The 20619-nt window shown below is 74.9% G+C and carries 15 protein-coding genes and 1 pseudogene; 10 read left to right on the forward strand and 6 right to left on the reverse strand.

Going from position 1 to position 20619, the window contains the following annotated elements:
* Nucleotides 1-38: 38 nt before the first annotated feature.
* Both O7619_RS20760 and O7619_RS20765 read right to left on the reverse strand, forming a co-directional pair.
* A complete protein-coding gene (locus O7619_RS20760; RefSeq protein ID WP_282288888.1) occupies nt 39-581 on the reverse strand; it encodes a GNAT family N-acetyltransferase in 543 nt (180 codons plus the stop codon).
* A gap of 27 nt (nt 582-608) precedes the next feature.
* Nucleotides 609-2747: pseudogene (locus tag O7619_RS20765) on the reverse strand (penicillin acylase family protein); the annotation flags it as partial.
* 88 nt (nt 2748-2835) lie between these two features.
* Here O7619_RS20765 and O7619_RS20770 point away from each other — a divergent pair.
* The 10 genes from O7619_RS20770 to O7619_RS20815 all read left to right on the forward strand — a co-directional run bounded on the left by O7619_RS20770 (nt 2836) and on the right by O7619_RS20815 (nt 15578).
* Nucleotides 2836-3546: a siderophore-interacting protein gene (locus O7619_RS20770; RefSeq protein WP_282282864.1), complete on the forward strand. Its 711-nt coding sequence runs from the start codon at nt 2836-2838 to the stop codon at nt 3544-3546.
* Nucleotides 3546-4790, forward strand: coding sequence for an MFS transporter (locus tag O7619_RS20775; protein ID WP_282282865.1), 1245 nt, complete (start codon nt 3546-3548; stop codon nt 4788-4790). The genes O7619_RS20770 and O7619_RS20775 overlap by 1 nt, the downstream gene beginning before the upstream one ends.
* 69 nt (nt 4791-4859) lie before the next feature.
* Nucleotides 4860-6365 (forward strand): aspartate aminotransferase family protein, encoded by a 1506-nt coding sequence (locus O7619_RS20780; protein WP_282282866.1) that lies wholly within the window; start codon nt 4860-4862, stop codon nt 6363-6365.
* Nucleotides 6366-6373: 8 nt separating this feature from the next.
* Nucleotides 6374-7636, forward strand: coding sequence for a SidA/IucD/PvdA family monooxygenase (locus O7619_RS20785; protein ID WP_282282867.1), 1263 nt, complete (start codon nt 6374-6376; stop codon nt 7634-7636).
* Nucleotides 7633-8202 carry a GNAT family N-acetyltransferase gene (locus O7619_RS20790; RefSeq protein WP_282282869.1) on the forward strand — a complete coding sequence of 190 codons (570 nt, stop codon included), beginning with the start codon at nt 7633-7635 and terminating at the stop codon, nt 8200-8202. The genes O7619_RS20785 and O7619_RS20790 overlap by 4 nt, the downstream gene beginning before the upstream one ends.
* Nucleotides 8199-9968 (forward strand): IucA/IucC family siderophore biosynthesis protein, encoded by a 1770-nt coding sequence (locus O7619_RS20795; protein WP_282282871.1) that lies wholly within the window; start codon nt 8199-8201, stop codon nt 9966-9968. Before O7619_RS20790 ends, O7619_RS20795 begins: the two co-directional genes overlap by 4 nt.
* 84 nt (nt 9969-10052) lie before the next feature.
* The gene (locus tag O7619_RS20800) at nt 10053-11228 is read left to right on the forward strand and encodes a siderophore biosynthesis protein (protein ID WP_282282872.1); all 1176 of its coding nucleotides are present in this window, start codon (nt 10053-10055) and stop codon (nt 11226-11228) included.
* The gene (locus O7619_RS20805) at nt 11225-12844 is read left to right on the forward strand and encodes an IucA/IucC family siderophore biosynthesis protein (protein ID WP_282282873.1); all 1620 of its coding nucleotides are present in this window, start codon (nt 11225-11227) and stop codon (nt 12842-12844) included. The genes O7619_RS20800 and O7619_RS20805 overlap by 4 nt, the downstream gene beginning before the upstream one ends.
* Nucleotides 12841-14436, forward strand: coding sequence for an IucA/IucC family protein (locus O7619_RS20810; protein WP_282282874.1), 1596 nt, complete (start codon nt 12841-12843; stop codon nt 14434-14436). The genes O7619_RS20805 and O7619_RS20810 overlap by 4 nt, the downstream gene beginning before the upstream one ends.
* Nucleotides 14433-15578 carry an alanine racemase gene (locus O7619_RS20815; RefSeq protein WP_282282876.1) on the forward strand — a complete coding sequence of 382 codons (1146 nt, stop codon included), beginning with the start codon at nt 14433-14435 and terminating at the stop codon, nt 15576-15578. The genes O7619_RS20810 and O7619_RS20815 overlap by 4 nt, the downstream gene beginning before the upstream one ends.
* A 23-nt stretch (nt 15579-15601) precedes the next feature.
* Here O7619_RS20815 and O7619_RS20820 read toward each other — a convergent pair whose 3' ends face one another.
* The 4 genes from O7619_RS20820 to O7619_RS20835 are packed head-to-tail and all read right to left on the reverse strand — an operon-like array spanning nt 15602 to nt 20492.
* Nucleotides 15602-16546: a siderophore-interacting protein gene (locus O7619_RS20820; protein ID WP_282282878.1), complete on the reverse strand. Its 945-nt coding sequence runs from the start codon at nt 16544-16546 to the stop codon at nt 15602-15604.
* Nucleotides 16547-16564: 18 nt separating this feature from the next.
* On the reverse strand, nt 16565-18664 hold the full coding sequence (locus O7619_RS20825) for an iron ABC transporter permease (RefSeq protein WP_282282880.1): 2100 nt from the start codon (nt 18662-18664) through the stop codon (nt 16565-16567).
* Between the two features lie 5 nt (nt 18665-18669).
* Nucleotides 18670-19653 (reverse strand): iron-siderophore ABC transporter substrate-binding protein, encoded by a 984-nt coding sequence (locus tag O7619_RS20830; RefSeq protein ID WP_282282882.1) that lies wholly within the window; start codon nt 19651-19653, stop codon nt 18670-18672.
* Nucleotides 19654-19682: 29 nt separating this feature from the next.
* Nucleotides 19683-20492 (reverse strand): ABC transporter ATP-binding protein, encoded by an 810-nt coding sequence (locus O7619_RS20835; RefSeq protein WP_282288889.1) that lies wholly within the window; start codon nt 20490-20492, stop codon nt 19683-19685.
* Between the last annotated feature and the right edge of the window lie 127 nt (nt 20493-20619).

A 20619-nucleotide genomic window follows, 5' to 3' on the forward strand; every position in this document is an offset into this window, starting at 1 on the left:
AGTGGATCAAGGCGACGCGCTCGCCGGGTCGGCGTGGGTCAGGTGGTCTCGAAGCGCTCGCGGGTGAGGAACGCCAACTGGGCGCGCTTCTCCGGCATGTCGATCTCGTCGGCGAACGTGAAGCCCTCCGTCCGGAGTCGACGCAGCGCCGCCTCGTTGCGCACGTCCGGCTCGACCACGATGCGCCGCGCCGCCGGGTCCCGCAGCAGGAAGCGGGCCAGCGCCGGGCCGACGGCGGCGGTCAGGCCGCGCGCGTACTGCCGGGACGGGTTCAACAGCAGGTGCATGCCCACGTCGCCGGCCTGAACCGGGTACCGCTCCCCCACCGGGTCCGCCTCCGGGCGGTAGGTCTGGAACAGCCCGATCGGCTCGTCGTCGAGCAGGATCAGGTAGGCGTGATGGGTGTCCAGCCCGTCCAGGAACGTGTAGACCTCGCGTACCTCGTCGAGGGTGTGCGACCCCATCCCCCAGAACGAGTTGCGGGGCAGCGTGACCCAACCGTGCAGCAGTTCGGCGTGCCGGTCCGGCCGCACCGGCTCCAACGCGAGGTCGCCGAGGGGAATCCGTTCCAGGGGGATCACGATGGTGTCGTCCTTTGCGAGAGGGCCGGTGGGCACCGGGATCAGCGTCCCGGCGGCCCACTGGGTCAGTTGGTCGGTGAAGTGCGGGTCTCCGGGCCGTCCGGACGCGCCGAACGGGACGATCCAGCGGCTGGCCGCCCGGTCGGTCAGATCCCACAGGTAGCGGGCGACCGGGCCGCGCCAGCAGTCGTCGGAGACACCCGGCACGCTGGCGGTGGCGAGGACGCAGTCGGTGTCACCGGCGAGCGCCACCCGCTCCCGCATCGCCGCGACGGCGTCCACGGTCGCGGCGGCCACGCCCAGGTGCACCGGGTGCGGCAGGTGCCGCCGGCCCCACGCCTCGGGCGCCGGCGCGGCGGCCACCTCGACAAGCGCGTCGCCACCGAGCGACCCGACATCGAGCCCGGCAATCCCGGACGACCCGACATCGAGCCCGGCAGCACCGAGCGGCCCGGCATCGAGCCCGGCCTCAACGAGCTGGTCCAGGGCCAGGCCGATCCGGGTCGCCGGGTCGGTCCAGGGGGTGAACAGCTCGTCGTACCCGGACGGTTGGTGCAGCGCCCGCAGCGACGGGTGGGCGGCCAGCCGGCGGGCGAGCGCGGCCCGCCAGGCCGCGTACGCGCCGGCCTCGATCGAGTCGGCCGCCATCTGCCGGTCCCAGGACAGCAGCCGGTCGCGCAGCGCGCGGGCCGGCGCGTCGAGCCGGGCCGGGTCGAGCCGGCGCAGCAGCCGGTACGTCGGTGTCGCCGGGAGTCGGGCGTCGGTGTGCACGGTGGACGAGTCGACGCCGGCGGCGAGCAGGGCGCGGATCCGCCGGGCGCGGTGCGGCGGCGCGAAGTCGACCCCGTGCGCGGCGACATCCGCGCGCCGGTCGTTGGCGCAGACCGCGACGCCGTCGCACGCCCGCCCCGCGCGACCGTCGGCAGAGCCGCCGAACGCCCGCCCCGCGCGACCGTCACCGCCCGACACGGTCTCGTCCACCATCGGCAGGTGGTCGCCGCGCCAGTGGTGTCGCGGCTCCCAACCGGGCACCGGCTCCCGGCGGCACCACTCGTCGCGTACCGGGACCAGGCCGGCGACCAGGCGGCGGACCTCGCCCCCGGTGTCGGCGGCGAGCACGCTGTTGACGGGCTCGACCCAGTCGCGCAGCGCGTCGGCGACGTCGCCGGCCCGGCGGGCGCGCAGCAGCGGCAGCAGCGCCTCGAAGCCGAGGCGGGCCTCGACCCGGCTCGGCGTGCGCAGGCTGAGCGCCTCGCCGGTGACCCGGTCGTGGTCGATCACCGGGCCGCGCGGCGTCTCGATGATCTCGACGGTCTCCGGGGTGCCGCCGCGCACCTCGACCGTCTCGACGTGGCGGGCGGCCGGGGTCCAGCCGTCCGGGTCCCGCACCAGCACCCGGTCGCCGTCGCGGCGGAGTTGCTCGCGGTAGAGGTCCTGGTAGTCGGCCATCGCGTTGGTGACGGCCCAGGCCACGTGCCCGGTGTGACCGAAGTGCGGCAGGCCGGGTACGCCGGGGAAGGCGAGCCCGACCACGTCGAACTCCGGGCAGGCCAGCCGGACCTGCTGGTAGACGCCGGGGAGTTCGAGCAGCCGGTGCGGGTCGCCGGCGAGCACCGGGCCGCGTCCGGTGGCGGGGTCGGCGGGCAGCGCCCAGGCGTTGCTGCCGGACGACGCCGGCCCCTCGACGGCGAACAGGCCGACCGCCTCGGGGCCGAGCGTGCGGGCGACGTGGGCGTGCCAGAGCTTGTTCGGGAACGTGGAGAACAGCACATGCTGGACCAGGAAGACGCCGAGCGGCGTCCAGGGGTGCCAGCGGTCCGGCGTGCTGCCGGTGGCGGCGAACTCGGGCGCGGCGGCGGCGCCCTCGGCCAGCCCCTCGTTGACGCCGTCGACGTACGCCCCGACCCAGCGGCGGGTGTCCGGGTCGAGTCGTTCGTGGCAGCGCCGGGCGGTGTCGTCCAGCCGGGCCCGCCGGGCGAAGCGGTCCCAGGCCAGCTCGGTCGGGCCGACCCGGGCGGCCAGCCGGCCCTCGGCGCGCCACCGCTCCACACAGATCTGCCACGCCCGGTCCAGAGCGGCGACGCGGCCCTGGAGGCGGGCCAGCGCGTCGGCGTCGCCGGCCCAGAGTTGCGGCACGCCCCATTGGTCGCGATCGACGCGCGTCATCGGCTCCGCCCGACCGGACGGCAGTTCCCTCGACTAGACAATTAGGTTACCCTTCCCTAACTGAGGTCTACCTTACCGGGAGGGATTCGTGAAACGGAACTGGGAGGGCCTGGTGCTGAAGGCCATGGGCGGCCGGGACTTCCGGCTCACCGTGCTGGGCACCGAGTCGGTCGACGGGCACTACCAGCGCCTACTCTTCGACGACGGCGGCCTGCTCACGGCGTACGGTACGCACCCCACCATGTGGATCCGGCTCTGGTTCGACAACGGCGGGCGGGCGCACCAGCGCGCGTACACGCTCGTCGATCCGGATCCGGCGACCGGACGGTTCACGCTGGAGTTCGCCCTGCACGACGGCTGCGCCGCCAACTGGGCCGCCGCCGCCACGGTCGGCGACACCATCGACGCGACGGTGCAGGGCAGCGCGTTCCAGCTCCCCGATCCGGCACCGGAGCACCTCTATCTGGTCGGCGACGCCGCGTCGCTGCCGGCGGTCAACAGCCTGCTCGACGCGGGCGCCGACATCCCGGCGACGGTCTGGTTGGAGTACGCGCACGAGGGCGAGAAGGCGCTGACCCCGCGCGCCCGCGCCCACCACGACGTGACCTGGGTGCCACGGCGCGACGCGGGGCGGCACCTGGTCGACACGGTCCGCGAGGCGCTGCCCGCCGCCGGGTCCGCGCACTACTGGCTGGCCTGCGAGGCGGCCACCACCCGCGACCTCACCCGGCACCTGCGGCGCACGCTCGGCGTCGGCAAGCACCAGCTCACCTCGCTCGGCTACTGGCGGGCCGCCTGATGGGGCGGCTCGGCACGCTGACCGCGCTCTACGTCACGCAGTATCTCGGGGTCGGCTTCATCACCGTCGGACTGACCGCCATCCTGCGCGACGGCGGCACCTCACTGGACACTCTCGCGCTGGTGCAGGTCGTCGGCCTGATCTGGCCGATCAAGTTCCTCTGGGCGCCCATCCTGGACCGGTACGGCTCCCGGCGCCGCGGCCACTACCGGTCCTGGTTGCTGGTGTTGCAGACCGCGCTGGTGCTGACGCTGCTGGCGCTGCTGCCGTTCTCCCACCCGGCCGACCAGCTCGGCCCGGTCGTGGCCGTCTGCGCCGCGTTCGTGTTCTTCTCCGCCACCCAGGACATCGCCGCCGACGCGGTCGCGGTGCGGCTGCTGACCGCCGCCGACCGGGGCACCGGCAACGGCATCCAGGTGGCGGCCAGCTATCTGGGCAACCTGCTCGGCGGTGGCGCCTGCGTGCTGGTGTACGACATGTTCGGCTGGGTGCCGGCGATCGGTCTGCTGGCCGCGCTGACCGCGGTCGGGCTGCTCGTGGTGTGGCGGTTCCGGGAGCCGGAGCGCATCGACCGGGCGGTCCGGATCGGCGCCGCGTACCGGGCGCTGGTGTCGGTGTTCGGCCAGCCCGGCTGCCGGTGGTGGACGTTCGGCGTGGTGCCGCTCGTCTACGTCGGCGCCGGCATGGCGTACGCGCTCGTCACGCCCGCGCTCGTCGACGCCGGCTGGTCGCTGGGGCGGATTGGCGTGGTGACCGGCGTGGTGACGAGCGTGCCGGCGATCGTGGCCGGGCTGGTCGCGGGGATCGGCATCGGCCGGTTCGGCCGGGCCGGCGTGCTGGTGGCCGGCGGCGTGACCCTGGCGCTGTCCACGGTGGCGCTGCTGCCGCTGATGAACGGTCGCGCGCCACTTGGTGGCACGGTCGCCGCGCTGTCCTTCTTCCTGGTCGCCTACACGATCGCCAACGTGGTGCTCTACACGGTCAACATGGACTACTCCCGGCCCGGTAGCGGCGGCACCGACTTCACCGTGTTGTCGTCGTTCGGGCTGGTCTGCTCGTTCGTGGCCGCCTCGCTCGGGCTCGCCGCGGCCGAGCGGTTCGGCTATCCGGCGGTGGCGCTGGCGTCCCTTGTGCTGGTCGCCGCGGGGGTCATGGTGGGTGTCACGCACCAGCGGCGGTTCCCGCCGTCCGGGACGGTGTCGCGGCCGGCTTCCGTGCGGGAGCCGGACTTGCTTGTTAGGTAAGCCTAACCTAAGCTGATCTCCACGTGGCCGCGAGCCGCGATCCTGTCCGCACGACTACAGGGAAGTCGCATGAGTTCGATCGGCACCGCAGCCCGCGCCCACCTGTTCAACGCCGACTCGCTCGGGCGATACCGGGACGTGCTGGCGCGCGGCGTCGAGCGGGTCGCCCACCGGGCGGCCGGGGCGGACCGCCCGTTCACCGGCATCACCCCGGAGGCCCTCGCCCCGCTGGTCAACGGCATCGACCTGGACCGTCCGCTCGGTGACACCGACGCCGCCCTCGACGAGCTGCACGACGTCTGGTTGCGCGACGCCGTCTGGTTCCACCACCCCCGCTACCTGGCCCACCTGAACTGCCCGGTGGTCATCCCGGCGCTGCTCGGCGAGGTGGTGCTCAGCGCCGTCAACTCCTCCCTGGACACCTGGGACCAGAGCGCCGGCGCCACGCTGATGGAGCGACGCCTGATCGAGTGGACGGCCGGACGGATCGGGCTCGGCGCCGCCGCCGACGGCGTCTTCACCAGCGGCGGCACCCAGTCCAACCTCCAGGCGATGCTGCTGGCCCGGGAGGAGGCGTACCGCCGGGCGGTCGGCGCCGCGGCCACCCGCCCGGCCCGGCCCGAGGTGCTGGCCCGGCTGCGGATCATCACCTCCGCCGCCGGCCACTTCAGCGTGCAGAAGGCCGCCAAGCTGCTCGGCCTGGCCGCCGACGCGGTGCTCACCGTGCCCACCGACGCCGGCCGCCGGATGCGCACCGACGAACTGACCCGCGCCATCGACCGCTGCCGGCGCGACGGCCAGGTGGTGATGGCCGTGGTCGCCACCGCCGGCACCACCGACTTCGGCACCATCGACCCGCTCCCGGAGATCGCCGACATCTGTGCCGCCGCCGGGATCTGGCTGCACGTCGACGCCGCGTACGGCTGCGGGTTGCTGGTCTCCCCCACCCGCCGGCACCTGCTCGACGGCATCGAGCGGGCCGCCTCGGTGACCGTCGACTACCACAAGTCGTTCTTCCAGCCGGTCAGCTCCAGCGCGCTGCTGGTACGCGACGGCCGCACGCTGCGGCACGCCACCTGGCACGCCGACTACCTCAACCCGGCCCGCGCGGTCGAGCAGGGCATCCCCAACCAGGTCGACAAGAGCATCCAGACCACCCGCCGGTTCGACGCCTGCAAGCTCTGGCTCACCCTGCGGATCATGGGCCCGGACGCGATCGGCGCGCTCTTCGACCAGGTGGTCGACCTGGCCGCCGACGCCTGGCGGCACCTGGACGCCGACAGCCGCTTCGAGGTGGCGGCCCCGTCCCACCTGAGCACCGTGGTGTTCCGGCACGTGCCGCCCGGCGCCGACCCGAACATGGTCGACGAGGCGAACCTGCACGCCCGAGAGGCCCTCGCCGCCTCCGGCGCGGCGCTCGTCGCCGGCACCAAGGTCGACGGCGCGCACTGGCTGAAGCTCACCCTGCTCAACCCCGAGACCACGGTCGCCGACATCGCCCACGTGCTCGACCTCGTCGCCGACCACGCCACCTGGTACGCCCGGACCGCGGCCACGCTGGCCCCGGTCGGCTGAGGAGAGACATGCCGGACTTCATCGCGATCGGCCTCGGCCCGTACAACCTCGGCCTGGCCTGCCTCACCGCGCCGCTCGACGACCTCGACGGGCTGTTCCTGGAGGCCCGCGACACCGTCGACTGGCACCCCGGGATGATGCTCGACTCGACCCGGTTGCAGACGCCGTTCATCGCCGACCTGGTCACGCTCGCGGACCCCACCTCGCCGTACTCGTTCCTCAACTACCTGAAGGAGACCGGTCGGCTCTACCCGTTCTACATCCGGGAGAGCTTCTTCCCGCTGCGCGCCGAATACAGCGACTACTGCCGCTGGGCCGCCGCCAAGCTGCCGAACCTGCGCTTCCGGCACGCCGTCACCCGGGTCGAACACGACGGCGACCACTACGTGGTGCACGCCGACACCCCGGACGGGCCGGTCACCCACCGGGCCCGGCGCCTGGTGCTCGGCACCGGCACCCCTCCGTACCTGCCGCCGGCCTGCGCCGGCCTCGGCGGCGACCTGATCCACAACTCCCGCTACCGGGAACACCGGGAGGCGCTGCGCGCCAAGGGCAGCATCACCGTCGTCGGCAGCGGCCAGAGCGCCGCCGAGATCTACGCCGACCTGCTCGCCGACATCGACGAGTACGGCTACCAGCTCACCTGGGTCACCCGCTCGCCCCGGTTCTTCCCCCTCGAATACACCAAGCTGACGCTGGAGATGACCTCACCGGACTACGTGGACTACTTCCACGCCCTGCCCGAGCCGACCCGCTACCGGCTGGAGGCGGCACAGAAGCCGCTGTTCAAAGGCATCAACGCCGACCTGATCAACGACATCTACGACACGCTGTACGCCAAGAGCCTGCACGGGCCGACGCCCACCCGGCTGCTGACCAACACCGAACTCGTCGAGGCCGCACACGTCGACGGCCGCTACCGGCTCGGGCTGCGCCACACCGAGCAGGACCGGGCGTTCACCCTCGACACCGAGGGCCTGGTGCTGGCCACCGGCTACCACTACCGGGTGCCCGAGTTCCTCGCGCCGGTGCGCGACCGGCTCCGCTTCGACGGCCACGGCCGCCTCGACGTGGCCCGCAACTACAGCGTCGACCACACCGGCCGGGGCGTGTTCCTCCAGAACGGCGGCACGCACACGCACAGCATCACCTCCCCCGACCTGGGCATGGGCCCGTACCGCAACTCGTGGATCATCCGGGAGCTGACCGGGCGGGAGCACTACCCGATCGAGAAGACGATCGCGTTCCAGGAGTTCGGGGTGGTCCGGTGAGCGTGTTCTCCCGGGTGGACGACCGGCTGGGCGAGTTCGCGCTGCGCCCGCTGGACGCCGACGCCGACGCGCCGCTGCTGCACCGCTGGGTCACCCATCCGAAGGCGGCGTTCTGGCTGATGGGCGACGCCGACGTGGCGGGCGTCGCCGAGGCGTACCGGGCGATCGCCGCGCACCCGCACCACGCCGCGTACCTCGGGTCGTGGCGCGGCCGGCCGGCGTTCCTGGCCGAACGGTACGACCCGGCCCGGGTCGAGCTGGTCGGGTTGTACGACCCGGAGCCCGGCGACGTCGGCATGCACTTCCTCTGCGCGCCCACCGACACCCCGGCGCACGGCTTCACCCGCGCCGTCATCACCACCGTCATGGCCTGGCTCTTCGCCGACCCGGCGACCCGCCGGGTGGTGGTGGAGCCGGACGTGCGCAACACCGCCGTGCACGCGCTGAACGCCGCCGTCGGCTTCACCGTCGTCGGCGAGATCCGCAAGCCGGAGAAGGACGCGCTGCTCAGCGTCTGCACCCGCGAGCGGTTCCGGAAAGCCACCGAAGGAGACCAGCGGGCATGATCGACCACCTGACCCCCGAGGCGTGGGCGACGGCCAACCGGCTGCTGGTGCGCAAGGCGCTCGCCGAGTTCGCCCACGAGCGCCTGATCGTCCCCGAGCCGGCCGGGCCCGGGCGGTGGGTCGTGCGCGGCGACGACGGGACGGTGGAGTACCGGTTCGCCGCGCGGCGGCTGGCGCTGGACCACTGGCAGATCGACGCCGGCAGCATCACCCGGCACCGCGACGGCGCGGAACTGCCGCCCGACGCCGTCGACCTCTGCGTGGAGCTGCGCGGCGCGCTCGGCCTCACCGACGCGGTCCTGCCGGTCTATCTGGAGGAGATCACCTCCACCCTCGCCGGCGCCGCGTACAAGCTCGGCAAGCCGGTGGTCACCGCCGCCGAGCTGGCCGCCGCCGACTTCCAGACCATCGAGACGCAGATGACCGAGGGACACCCCTGCTTCGTGGCGAACAACGGCCGGCTCGGCTTCGGCCTGCACGACTACCACCGGTACGCCCCGGAGGCCGCCGCCCCGGTCCGGCTGCTCTGGCTGGCCGCGCACCGCGACCACACCACCTTCACCTGCGCCGCCGACCTCGACTACGACACGCTCGTCCGCGCCGAGTTGGACGACGAGACGCGGGACCGGTTCGCCGCCACGCTCACCGGGCTCGGCCTCGACCCGGCCGACTACCTGCTCATCCCGGTGCACCCGTGGCAGTGGTGGAACAAGCTCGCCGTCACGTTCGCCGGCGAGGTGGCCCGACGCCGGCTGGTCTGCCTCGGCGAGGGGCCGGACGAGTACCTCGCCCAGCAGTCCATCCGTACCTTCTTCAACGTCACCGACCCGGCGAAGCACTACGTCAAGACGGCACTGTCGGTGTTGAACATGGGCTTCATGCGGGGCCTGTCCGCCGCGTACATGGAGGCCACACCGGCGATCAACGACTGGCTCGCCGAGCTGATCGGGAAAGACCCGGTGCTCACGGGCACCGGACTGTCGATCATCCGGGAGCGGGCCGCGGTCGGCTACCGGCACCGGCAGTACGAGGCGGCGACCGACAGGTACTCCCCGTACCGGAAGATGCTCGCGGCGCTCTGGCGGGAGAGCCCGGTGCCCGGTCTGGAGCCCGGCCGGCGGCTGGCCACCATGGCGTCGCTGCTGCACCTCGACCGCGACGGCCGCCCGCTGGCCGGCGCGCTCATCGACGCCTCCGGGCTGCCGGCGGCGGACTGGCTGCGCCGCTACCTGGACGCCTACCTGGTGCCGCTGCTGCACAGCCTGTACGCCTACGACCTGGCGTTCATGCCGCACGGCGAGAACGTCATCCTGGTGCTCGACGGCGGCGTGGTGGAACGGGTGATCTTCAAGGACATCGCCGAGGAGATCGTGGTGATGGATCCGGACGCGGAGCTGCCGGAGCAGGTCCGGCGGGTCCGGGCGGCGATCCCCGAGGACGAGAAGATCCTCGCCGTCTTCACCGACGTGTTCGACTGTTTCCTGCGGCACCTGAGCGCCGCCCTGCACACCTCCGGCGTGCTCGACCAGGACGACTTCTGGCGCACGGTCGCCGCGTGCGCCACCGGTTACGCCGCGACGGTGCCGCACCTGGCCGAGCGGATCCGCCGGCACGACCTGTTCGCACCGGAGTTCCCGCTGTCCTGCCTCAACCGGCTCCAGTTGCGCGACAACCGGCAGATGGTGGACCTGGCCGACCCGTCCGCGGCGCTCCAGTTCGCCGGCACGCTGGCCAACCCGCTGGCCCGGTTCGCGCCGCCCCGATGACCGATGCCCTGCCCGCGCCCGGCGAACCTCGCAGAACCACATATTTAGGATAGGCTCGCCTAAACCTGAGCGCGAGGAGGCGGGATGCGGCTCTACCTGACCGCGTTGAACCCCACCGACGCCGTCCTGGAGGGCTTCCTTCCCGCAGCCGACGCGCTCGACCTGCCGGTCACCGTGCTGACCGACCGGCCGGGCGAGTGGCCCACCGGCGCTCCGGTGCGGCGCTGCGCGGTCCGCGACGCGGCGGCGGTCGTCGCGGCCACGGCGGCCGAGCCGCCCGCCGCGTTGCTGTCCAACAGCGACCACCTCCAGGAGGCGACCGCCGTCGCGGCCGGCAAGCTCGGCCTGCCCGGCAAGGACCCGGACGCGGCCCGGCGTTGCAAGGACAAGGCGGCCATGCGCCGCGCGCTCGCCCACGCCGGCCTGGACCCGGTCCGCGTGGTCACCGTCGACCCGGGCGCGCCGCCCGACGTGCCGGACGGCCTCCTCCCCGCGGTGGTCAAGCCCCGCGACGGGGTGGCCAGCGAGGACGCTTACCTGGTCACCGACCGGGCCGACCTGGCGGCCCGGGTCGCCGCGATCCGCCGGCGACGACCGGAGGTGGCCCTCGTCGTCGAGGAGTACCTGACCGGGGAGCTGCACACCTACGACACGCTCGGCGACGGACGCTCGCTCGCGACGCTCGGCGGCTGGCACACCGGCCTCGGCCCGCCACCCACCTTCACCGAGGTCAGCCTCGACTGGTCACCCCCGCCATCCGCCCACCGCGCCCGGCTCCGCACGCTGCTCGACGCGCTCGGCGTCGGCTTCGGGGCCTGCCACACCGAGTACGTGGTGCGGGGCGACCGGATCCGGCTGATCGAGGTGAACGACCGGCTGATCGGCGACCGGATGGACCTGATCCTCACCGACCTGCTCGGGGTGCCGCTGTTCGCCCACGTGATCCGGCTGCACCTGGGCGATCCGCTGGCCGCGCTGGACCTGCCCGACCCATCCGCGCTCGACCGGCACGCCCGGGTCGAGTACGTCTGCGCCGACCGGTCCGGCCGGCTCGCCGCGGCACCCGGACGGCGGGACACCGTCCGCGACGGCGTCCGGCTGTCCTGCCGGCCGATGCGTCAGGTGGGCCGGGTCGCGGAGCACACCGGCACCAACCGCGACTACCTGGCCGCGCTGCACGGCATCGGCCCCGACCCGGACGGTGTGCGGGCCGCGCTCGCCGCGTTCCGCCGCGAACTGAGCTGGACGATCACCGGATGATCGACGACAGCGAGCGGCAGGTGTTCGCCCGGGTGCTCGACGCCCTGCTCCGTGAGGACCACCTCGGTCTCCTGCGTCACGGCCGGCTCGTCGGCGACCGCTGGGAGACCCCGTGCCCGGCCGGGCTGCTGCGCGTACCGGTCCGGGTCGACGGTTTCCAGGCGGCGCTGCGCTGCGCGAGCGCCACGGTGGACGTCCGCGTCGGGGGCGGCGGCGACCGCCGGGTGGACACACTCGACGGCCTGCTCGCGCTGCTCGCCCCGGTCGGCGACGCCGAGGCCGAGGCCGGGTGGGCAACGTTCGTCGCCGAGTGCCACGCCGACCTGCGGGCGCGCCGGCACGCCGCCCGGGCCCGACCGGCGGTGTTCGCCGCCGTGGCCGCCGAGCGGGCGACCGCGCCGGCCGGCATGGCGGCGGCGCTGCTCGACGACGTGCTCGCCGCGCACGCCGGCCACCCGGTCTACCCGACCGACCGCTGCCGGCACGGGCTCCACGACGACGACCTGATCCGGTACGCCCCGGAGCACGCGCCCCGCTTCGCGCTGCGCTGGTACGCCGCGCCCCGGGCGGAGGTGCGGCTCACCGGCCCGTTGCCCGCCTGGTGGCCGGCGGCGGAGCGGGCCGGCGACCTGCTGCTCCCGGCGCATCCGCTCACCGCGGCCCGGCGCGCGCTGCCGGCGACGGACCGGCCGGCGGTGACCGTGCGGCCCACCCTCTCGATGCGGACGGTGGCGCTCGCCGACGACCCGTACACCCATCTCAAGCTGCCGCTGCCCACCGCCACGCTCGGCGCCCGCAACCGGCGGGGCCTGCGACCGGACACCCTCGCCGACGGCGCGGCGGTGGCCGGGCTGCTCGACCGGATCGCCGCCGCCGAACCCGCCTTCGCCGGCCGGATCCGGCACGCCGACGAGCACACCTACGGTCACCTCGGCGACGACGACGGGGCGGCGTTCCTGCTCCGCCGGTTCCCCCGGGACCTGTCCGGCACCCGGGTGGTGCCGGTGGCGGCGCTCGCCGCGCCGGACCCGGCGGGCGGCACCGTGCTGGAGCGGATCGGCCGCGACCGTCCCGTGGCCCTGTTGGAGTCCTATCTGGACCTGCTGCTCGACTGGCACGTCTGCCTGTGGCTGCGCTACGGCGTGGCGCTGGAGGCCCATCCGCAGAACATCCACCTGTTGCTGCGGCCGGACGGGACGCTCGGCCTGCTCTACAAGGACGACGACGGCGCGCGGCTCGACCGGCGGCACCGGCGCGGGGTGACCCTGCGGGACACGCGGATGTGGGCGGCAGACCCGGGCGAGCTGGCCGACGTGTTCGTCACCATCACGCTGCACCTGGCCGCCGCCGCGCCGCTGCTGGCGCTGGCCGCCCGGGGCGTGCCCGTGCCGTCGCCGGCCGCCGCGCTGACCCACCGGCTCGTCGCGGCCCGGGACCGGTGGGGCGACGGGCCGGCGGCGCGGACCTTCACCGAGCGGGTGCTGCGGGCCGACCGGTTGCCGGTCAAGGCGATGGTCACCGCCGGCACCCTGCTGCCGAAGCAGCGGCTCGGCTGCGCCGACGTGAACAAGTACTACCGGCGCACCGGCCCGAACTACCTGCGGGAGACGCGATGACGAGCACGGGCCTGCGTCGTCGGGCGGCGCCGCACACCCGCCCGGCGGACCTGGCCACCGCGCACGCCGTGTTCGGCTGCCTGGTCCGCGAGGTCGCCGCGCCGGCCGGCACGGTCGCCGTGACCGCCGACGAGGTGCGGGTGCGGCTCGGCGCGACCGGGGTGGTGCTGCGGTGCGCGGTGACCCGGGTGTCGCCGGTCGGCGCGCACCGCTACCACGGCCCGGTGCGGCACCGGCTCGACGGCGGCCGGTGGGCCGGCCTGGACGCCGAGCGACTGGCCGGGCTGGTGGCGGCGGAGCTGACCGCGCGCACCGGCCGCGACAATCCCGAGTTCCTCGGGCAGGTGCGGGCCAGCCGGGACGTCGTGGCCCGGTTGCTGGCCGGGCGGCCGGCCGTCGACCCGACGCCGACCGGGGACCCGACCCTCGACGCCTATGTGGCGTCGGAGCAGTCGCTCGTCCTGGGCCACCCGCACCACCCGACGCCGAAGTGGCGCAGCGGCGACCCGGCCGGCTGGCGGGCGTACGCGCCGGAGCTGCGCACCGCGTTCCGGTTGCGGTGGCTCGCCGTGCCGGACGACATGGTGGCCGAGGCCGGGCCGGTCGAGGAGCTGCTGGCCGCCCTGGACCCGCCGCGCCCGCCGGCCGGACACCTGGCGCTGCCGGTGCACCCGTGGCAGCTTGCGCTGGTGCCACCGGCGGATCCCCGGATACGCCGGCTCGGCCCGGGCGGCGCGCCGGTGCGGCCGACCGCGAGCGTCCGCACGCTCTACTCCCCCGACGCGGACCTGTTCGTCAAGACGAGCCTGCACGTGCGGATCACCAACTGCCTGCGCAAGAACGCCAGGTACGAGCTGACCGGCGCGGTCGCGCTGACCGGGCTGCTCGCCGGGATCCCGCTGCCCGACGGCGTGGCGTTGCTCGCCGAACCCGCCTACCGGACCGTCGACTCCCCCGGCGCGGACGAGGCGTACGGAACGATCCTGCGCACCGGCCTGCGTGCCCACCTGCGGCCCGGGCAGACGCCGGTGCTGGCGGCGGCGCTCGCCGCCGCGCCACTGCCGGTCGCCGACCCGGTGGGCTGGTGGCGGCGCTACGTCGGGCTGCTGGCGCCGGCCGTGCTGGACGCCTGGCTGCGGCACGGCGTGGTGCACGAGCCGCACCTGCAGAACGTGGTCGTGGTGCGCGACGCCGACGGTCGCCCGGCCCGGATGCTGCTGCGCGACCTGGAGGGGGTGAAGCTCGACACCAGCCGCTGGACCGCCTGGCCGGAAGGAGTGCCACGGCAGGCCGGGTACGGCCCGGACGACGCCCGCCGCCGCGTCGTCTACTGCCTGTTCGTCAACCACCTGGCCGGCGTCTGCGGCGCCCTGGCCGACGCCCGCCCGGGGATCGAGCCGGCCCTGTGGCGGGAGGTGCGCGCGGTGGTCGCGGCGGTGGCCGCCGAGCTGGGCGATCCGCCGGAGTTGCGCGCGCTGCTTGCCGGTGACCCCCTTGTGGCCAAGGCGAACCTGCTGGTGCGGTGGCGGCGGGACGCGGACCGGGACGCGCCGTTCGTGCCGGTGCCGAACCCGTTCGGCGGTCGCCGGTGACCCGGCCGGTGTACGTCCACGACCTCGACGCGCTGGCCGGGCACGCGCGGGCGATCCGCGCGGCGCTGCCCCGGCCGGTCGAGTTGCTCTACGCGGTCAAGGCCAACCCGGAGCCGGACGTGCTGCGCACGCTCGCGCCGGTCGTCGACGGCTTCGAGACCGCCAGCCGCGGCGAGCTGCGCCGCCTCGCCGAGGTGCTGCCCGGGCGGCCCGCCGCCGGGTACGCCGGGCCGGGCAAGACCGACGCGGATCTGCGCGCCGCGCTCGCCGCGGGGGTGGCGCGGATCCACGTGGAGTCCCCGGCCGAGCTGCGTCGCCTCGGCGCGCTGGCGACGGCCACCGGCCGGACGGCACGGGTGCTGCTGCGGGTGAACCTGCCCCTGGACGTGCCGGGGGCGAGCCTGGTGATGGGGGGACGACCCAGCCCGTTCGGGATGGACCCGGCGGACGCGGTGGCGTGCGCCCGCCGCCCACCGGCCGGGGTCGAGGTGCACGGCGTGCACGCCCACCTGGCCAGCGGGCTGGACGCCCCCCTCGCCGGCGCGGTGGCCGAGGCCGTGGTCGGGTGGGCGGTCGCCGAGGTCGGGGCGCGCGAGGTCGACGTGGGCGGCGGCATGGCGGTCGACTACGGCGACCCGGCGGCCCGGTTCGACTGGGCCGGTTACGGCCGGGCGCTCGGCGACGTGCTCGACGCGCACCCGGGGGTGCGGCTGCGGATCGAGCCGGGCCGGTCGGTCACCGTCCACTGCGGGGCGTACCTGACCGAGGTGATCGACGTGAAGCGCTCGTACGGCGAGTGGTTCGCGGTGGTGGCCGGCGGCACGCACCACCTGCGGACGCCGGCGGCGAAGGGGCACGCGCAGCCGTTCACCGTGCACCGGCGGCGCGGCGGCGCTGGCCCGCGCACCGACGGCGGGCCGGTGACCGTGGTCGGGCAACTGTGCACGCCGAAGGACGTGTTGTCCCGGTCGGCGGACGCCGGACCGGTGGGCGTGGGCGACGTGCTGGTGTTCGCCATGGCCGGCGCCTACGCCTGGAACATCAGCCACCGGGACTTCCTGCTGCACGAGCCGCCGGAGTTCCGGGTCGGCGACCCGGACCGGATCGCGGCGGAGTGGGCCGACCGGCCCGTCGGCGGGTGACCGGCGACGGTGGCCCGACCGCCTCAGCCCTCGGCCCGACCGGCCCGCCAGTAGCCCATGAACGCCACCGCCCGCCGGTCGAGCCCACGCTCGCCGACCAGATGCCGGCGCAGGCCACGGATCACCGCCGCCTCCCCTGCCAGCCAGGCGTAGAGCGCCGCGCCGTCGGCCCGATCCGGCACCTCCCAGAGGACCTCCCGGTCCGCGTCCCCGCTGCCGTCCGCCGGCGCGTCGGCCGCCGGATCCGCCGGCCGGTCGGCCGCCGGGCCGCCGGGCGCGGCGGTCGGCGCCGGCAGCAGCCGGGCGGCGAGCGCGGTCACCGCCGGGGTGAGCCGGCTGCCGTGCGGGGTCCCGTCGCGCGGCAGCCAGGTCACGGTGACGCCGGCCGGTGCGCGGCACGGCAGCTCGTCCCCCGCCGCCGGCACCTCCACCACCGCGTGCCCGCGCGCGCCGGCCGGCAGCCGGTCCAGGATCGCGCAGATCGCCGGGGCGGCGGTCTCGTCGCCGGCCAGCAACAGCGTCGCGCCGGCCGGCGGCCGGAACTCGGCCCCGCCGTGCTCGCCCGCGTAACCCGCGTCCGGGCCGACCACCGCGAGCCGGTCACCGACCCGGGCCCGCCGCGCCCACCGGGTCGCCGGGCCGCCGTCGCCGTGCAACGCCATGTCCACGTCCACCTCGTACGCCTCCGCGCGGACGGCCCGCACCGTGTAGGTGCGGATCGGGCTGCGCCGGTCCGCCGGCAGGTCCCGCCACCGCGGGAACCAGTCCGGCCCGTCGGGCAGTTCCCCGGCCGCCCCGTCGGCCACCGGCAGGGCCAGCTTGATCCGCTGGTCGTACCCGTTGTCGGCGAACCGGTCCAGGTCCGGCCCGGTGAACGTGACCCGCAGGAACGACGGCCCGAGCCGGCGCAGCGCGCGGACCTCCACGGTGAACACGCGCCACGGCGCGACGGCGAGCGTGCTGGTCATGATGACGTCCTCTCGGTCTCAGTGGCCACTGGCCGCGGTGCGGGAACGCCACAGCAACCAGACGAAGTAGGGGGTGCCGATCATCGCGGTGACCAGCCCGGCGGGGATCTGCGCCGGTGCGATGACGGAACGGCCGAGCGTGTCGGCGAGGCTGACCAGCGTCGCGCCGAGCAGCACCGCCACCGGCAGCACGCGGGTGTGCCGGCCGCCGACGAGCGCCCGCGCGGCGTGCGGCGCGACCAGGCCGACGAAGCCGATCACGCCGACCGCGGACACGGCGGTGGCGGTGAGCAGCGCCGCCAGGCCGAGCGCGACCAACCGGGCCCGTTCCAGCCGGACCCCGAGCACCCGGGGCGTGTCGTCGTCCAGGGCGAGCAGGTCCAGCTCCCGGCGTACCGCGGCCACCACCGGGACGGCGAGCAGCAACGCGAGCGCCACCGGCAGGACCTGCGGCGCGGTGCGCCCGTAGGTGGAGCCGGACAGCCAGGTCAACGCCTTGCCGGTGTTCCACGGGTCGGAGGACACCACGATGAACGTGATCACCGCGGCGCCACCCTGCCACACCGCGAAGCCGATCAGCACCAGCCGGTCCGAGTTCAGGCCGTGCCGCCGGGCCAGCCCGTAGACGAGGGCGAACGCGGCGACCGCGCCGGCGCCGGCCGCGCCGGAGAGCGCGAGCACGCCGGCCGTCGGGGCGAACGTCAGCAGCGACACCGCGCCGATCCCCGCGCCGCCGGTGATACCGAGGATGCCCGGTTCGGCGAGCGGATTGCGGCAGACCGCCTGCACGGTGGTGCCGGCCAGGGCGAGCGCCGCGCCGGCCAGCAGCGCCGCCGCGACGCGCGGCCAGCGCGCGTCCAGCACGAAGGTGTACGCCGGCCCGGTGCGCCCCTGCACCCAGTTGGCGATGTCGCCGAGCAGCACCCAGGTGTCCCCGGCGAGCATGCCGAGCGCCAGCGCCGCGACGGCCGCCACCGCGCCGGCCACCACCACGGCGGTGTGGAAGGCACGCGAGCGTACGGCCGCGTGGCCGCCCGGCGGCTGCCGGGTGGGCCCGGCGTCGCGGTGCCGGCGGGCCAACCAGACCAGCAGCACCGCGCCGAAGAGCGTGGTGACCACGCCGGTCGGCACCTCCACCCCGGCCTGCCCGCCGAGCACGGCCCGCAGCAGCACGTCGGAGCCGAGCACGACGATCACGCCGACCATGCCGGACAGCGGCAGCAGCACCCGGTGCCGGTGCACCTCGGGCACCCAGCGGCCGAGCAGCCGGACGATCACCGGCGCGCCGAGCCCGACGAACCCGATCGGGCCGGCCAGGGTGACCGCTGCGGCGGAGAGCAGCACCGCGAGCAGCACCACGCCGAGCCGGGTGCGGCGCACGTCCAGCCCGAGCACGGTGGCGGTGTCGTCGCCGAGGGCGAGCAGGTCCAGCTTGTGCCCGAGCGCGACGAGCAGCAACGCGCCGACCCCGATCACCGGGGCGAGCTGGGTGAACGCCACCAGGTCGCCCTGCACCAGCGAGCCGTTGCCCCAGGCGAACAGCCCGATGGTGGCCTGCTCGAAGAGCAGCAGGAGCAGCATGGTCAGCGAGGCGAGCGCCATCGCGGTGGCCGAGCCGGCGAGGATCAGCCGGGTCGTCGCGGCCTGACCGCCGGCCGACAGCAGCATCACCAGACCGGCCGCGGCGAGCCCGCCGCAGAACGCGAGCCCACCGGCGGGCAGCGCCGGCAGCGCGATGCCGAACGCGGCGGTGGCCACGATCGCCAGGTGTGCCCCGGCGTTCACCGCGAGGGTGTCCGGCGAGGCGAGCGGGTTGCGGGTGGTCGACTGGAGCGCCCCGCCCGCGAAGCCGAGCGCGACGCCGACGGCCAGCCCGGTGAGCAGTCGCGGCAGGCGGGAGGCGACGAGCACCCGGGCGGTCTCGTCGTCGGCGCTGCCGAGCAGCCGGAGCAGGTCCAGCGCCCCCACCGCGGAGGTGCCCTGGGTGAGGTGCACCCCGGTGATCGCCACCAGCAGCGCGGCGGCGAGGGCGAACGCGCCGGCGACCCGGCGGCGGGCGGGCGGTGGCCCGACCGGAGCCGGCCGGGTGGCCGGCTCCGGCGGGGCGGTGGCGATCATCGGGCTCAGGCCGTGTAGACGGCGACGAGCTGGTCGACGTACTGCTTCGCGGAGAGCGTGCCGCCGAAGGTCCAGATGCCGTTCGGCATCTTGTGCAGCTTGTTCTGCTGCACGAACGGCAGCGAGCGCCAGATCGCGTTGCCGGCGAGCCCGTCGGCGAAGACGTCCTCACCGTCCGAGGCGTTGTAGAAGAAGTGCAGGTCCTGGCCCTTGAGGACGGTCAGCCCCTCGACGTCGGTCTGTCCCAGCCCCCACATCGGGTCGGTCTTGCCGGTCCACGCGTTCTTCAGGCCGAGCTGGATGCCGAGCTGGGAGACGAGCGCACCCTGGCCGAACATGCGGATCGACACGGTGCTGCCCTCCTTCCAACCGTCGGCGACGGCGAACTGCCGGCCGGCCGCGCCCGCGTCGGCGATCTTCTTCCGCCCGTCGGCGAGCGCGGCGTCGAAGTCGGCGAGCAGCTTCTCCGCCTGCGCGGTACGGCCGGTGGCGGTGGCGATCATGGTGAGGTCGGACCGCATCCGGCCGAGGTTGTCGGTGGCGTCACTGCCCTTGGTGACGAGCACCGGGACGTACTTCTCCAACTGGGTGACGATCGCCGCGCCGCGCTCGGCCTCCATCACCACCAGGTCCGGCTGGAGCGCCACGATGGAGTCGACGCTCGGCTCGCCGCGCGTACCCACGTCCTTCACGCCCGGGTCCAGCGGCGCGGCGGTGACCCAGGTGGCGTACCCCTTGGGGTCGGCCACGCCGACCGGCATCACGCCGAGGCCGACGAGCATCTCGACCTCGCCCCACTCCAGGCCGACGACCTTGGTCGCCGGGTTCTTCAGGGTGACGGCCTTGCCACGGCTGTCGGTCACGGTCACCGGGCCGGCGGCCGGCGCATCGGAGGCGGAGGGGGCGGCGGGCGCCTCGGTGGTGCCGCAGCCGGCGATCAGCAGCGCGGTCGCGGCGGCGGCCAGCAGGGTCAAACGGGTACGCGACATCGGTTTCTCTTCTGTAGGCAGGGATGGATTCAGTGGGCGGCGCGGCTGGTGTGCCGGCCGACGGGGCGGGTGGAGAGCAGGCCGGTGACCGGGTCGACGGTCACCTCGACCCGGATGCCGTACGCCTCGGTGAGCGCCGCCTCGGTGAACACCTCGCGCGGCGTGCCGGCGCCCCGTACCCGTCCGGAGTGCAGGAGCACGACCTGGTCGGCGACGGCGGCGGCCTGGTTGAGGTCGTGCAGCACGACGCCGACGGCGACGCCGGCGGTGTCGGCGAGTTCCCGCACCAGGTCGAGGATCTCCACCTGGTAGCGCAGGTCGAGGAAGGTGGTCGGCTCGTCCAGCAGCAGCACCGCGGTGTCCTGGGCCAGGCAGGTGGCCAACCAGACCCGTTGGAGCTCACCGCCGGACAGCTCGTCGACCGGACGCCCGGCCATGCCGTCGACACCCGTGACGGCCATCGCCCGGTCGATGGCGGCCGGGCCGTGCGGGTCGCCGGCCCGCCACCGCTGCCGGTACGGGTGCCGGCCGTAGCCGACCACGTCCCGCACGGTGACCCCGCTCGGGGTGGGGCGGCTCTGCGCCAGCAGCGTGACCCGGCGGGCGAAGTCCCGGGCGGACAGCGCCCGCGCCGGAGTGCCGTCGGCGAGCACGATCTCGCCGTGCTCCAGCGGGTGCAGCCGGGCCAGCCCGCGCAGCAGCGTCGACTTGCCGCTGCCGTTCGGCCCGACGAGTGCCGTGACGGCAGCGGGCCGCAGCGTGATCGCGGCGTCATGCACCACCGTGGTCCCGTGGTAGCCCAACCGCAGCTCACTGCCCCGCAGGCCGTCGGCCCGCACCGTTCCGCTCGTCACGAAGGTTAGGCTAACCTAATCGCCAAGCGCGATGTCAAGCCGCCCTCGACCCTCCCTCGTTCCGCCGACCCGGATCGCCCGGCCGATCGACGTTGCACCCCTCCCCCGGAAG

This window comes from Micromonospora sp. WMMD998, assembly GCF_029581235.1.
In the GTDB taxonomy this organism is placed as follows: domain Bacteria; phylum Actinomycetota; class Actinomycetes; order Mycobacteriales; family Micromonosporaceae; genus Micromonospora.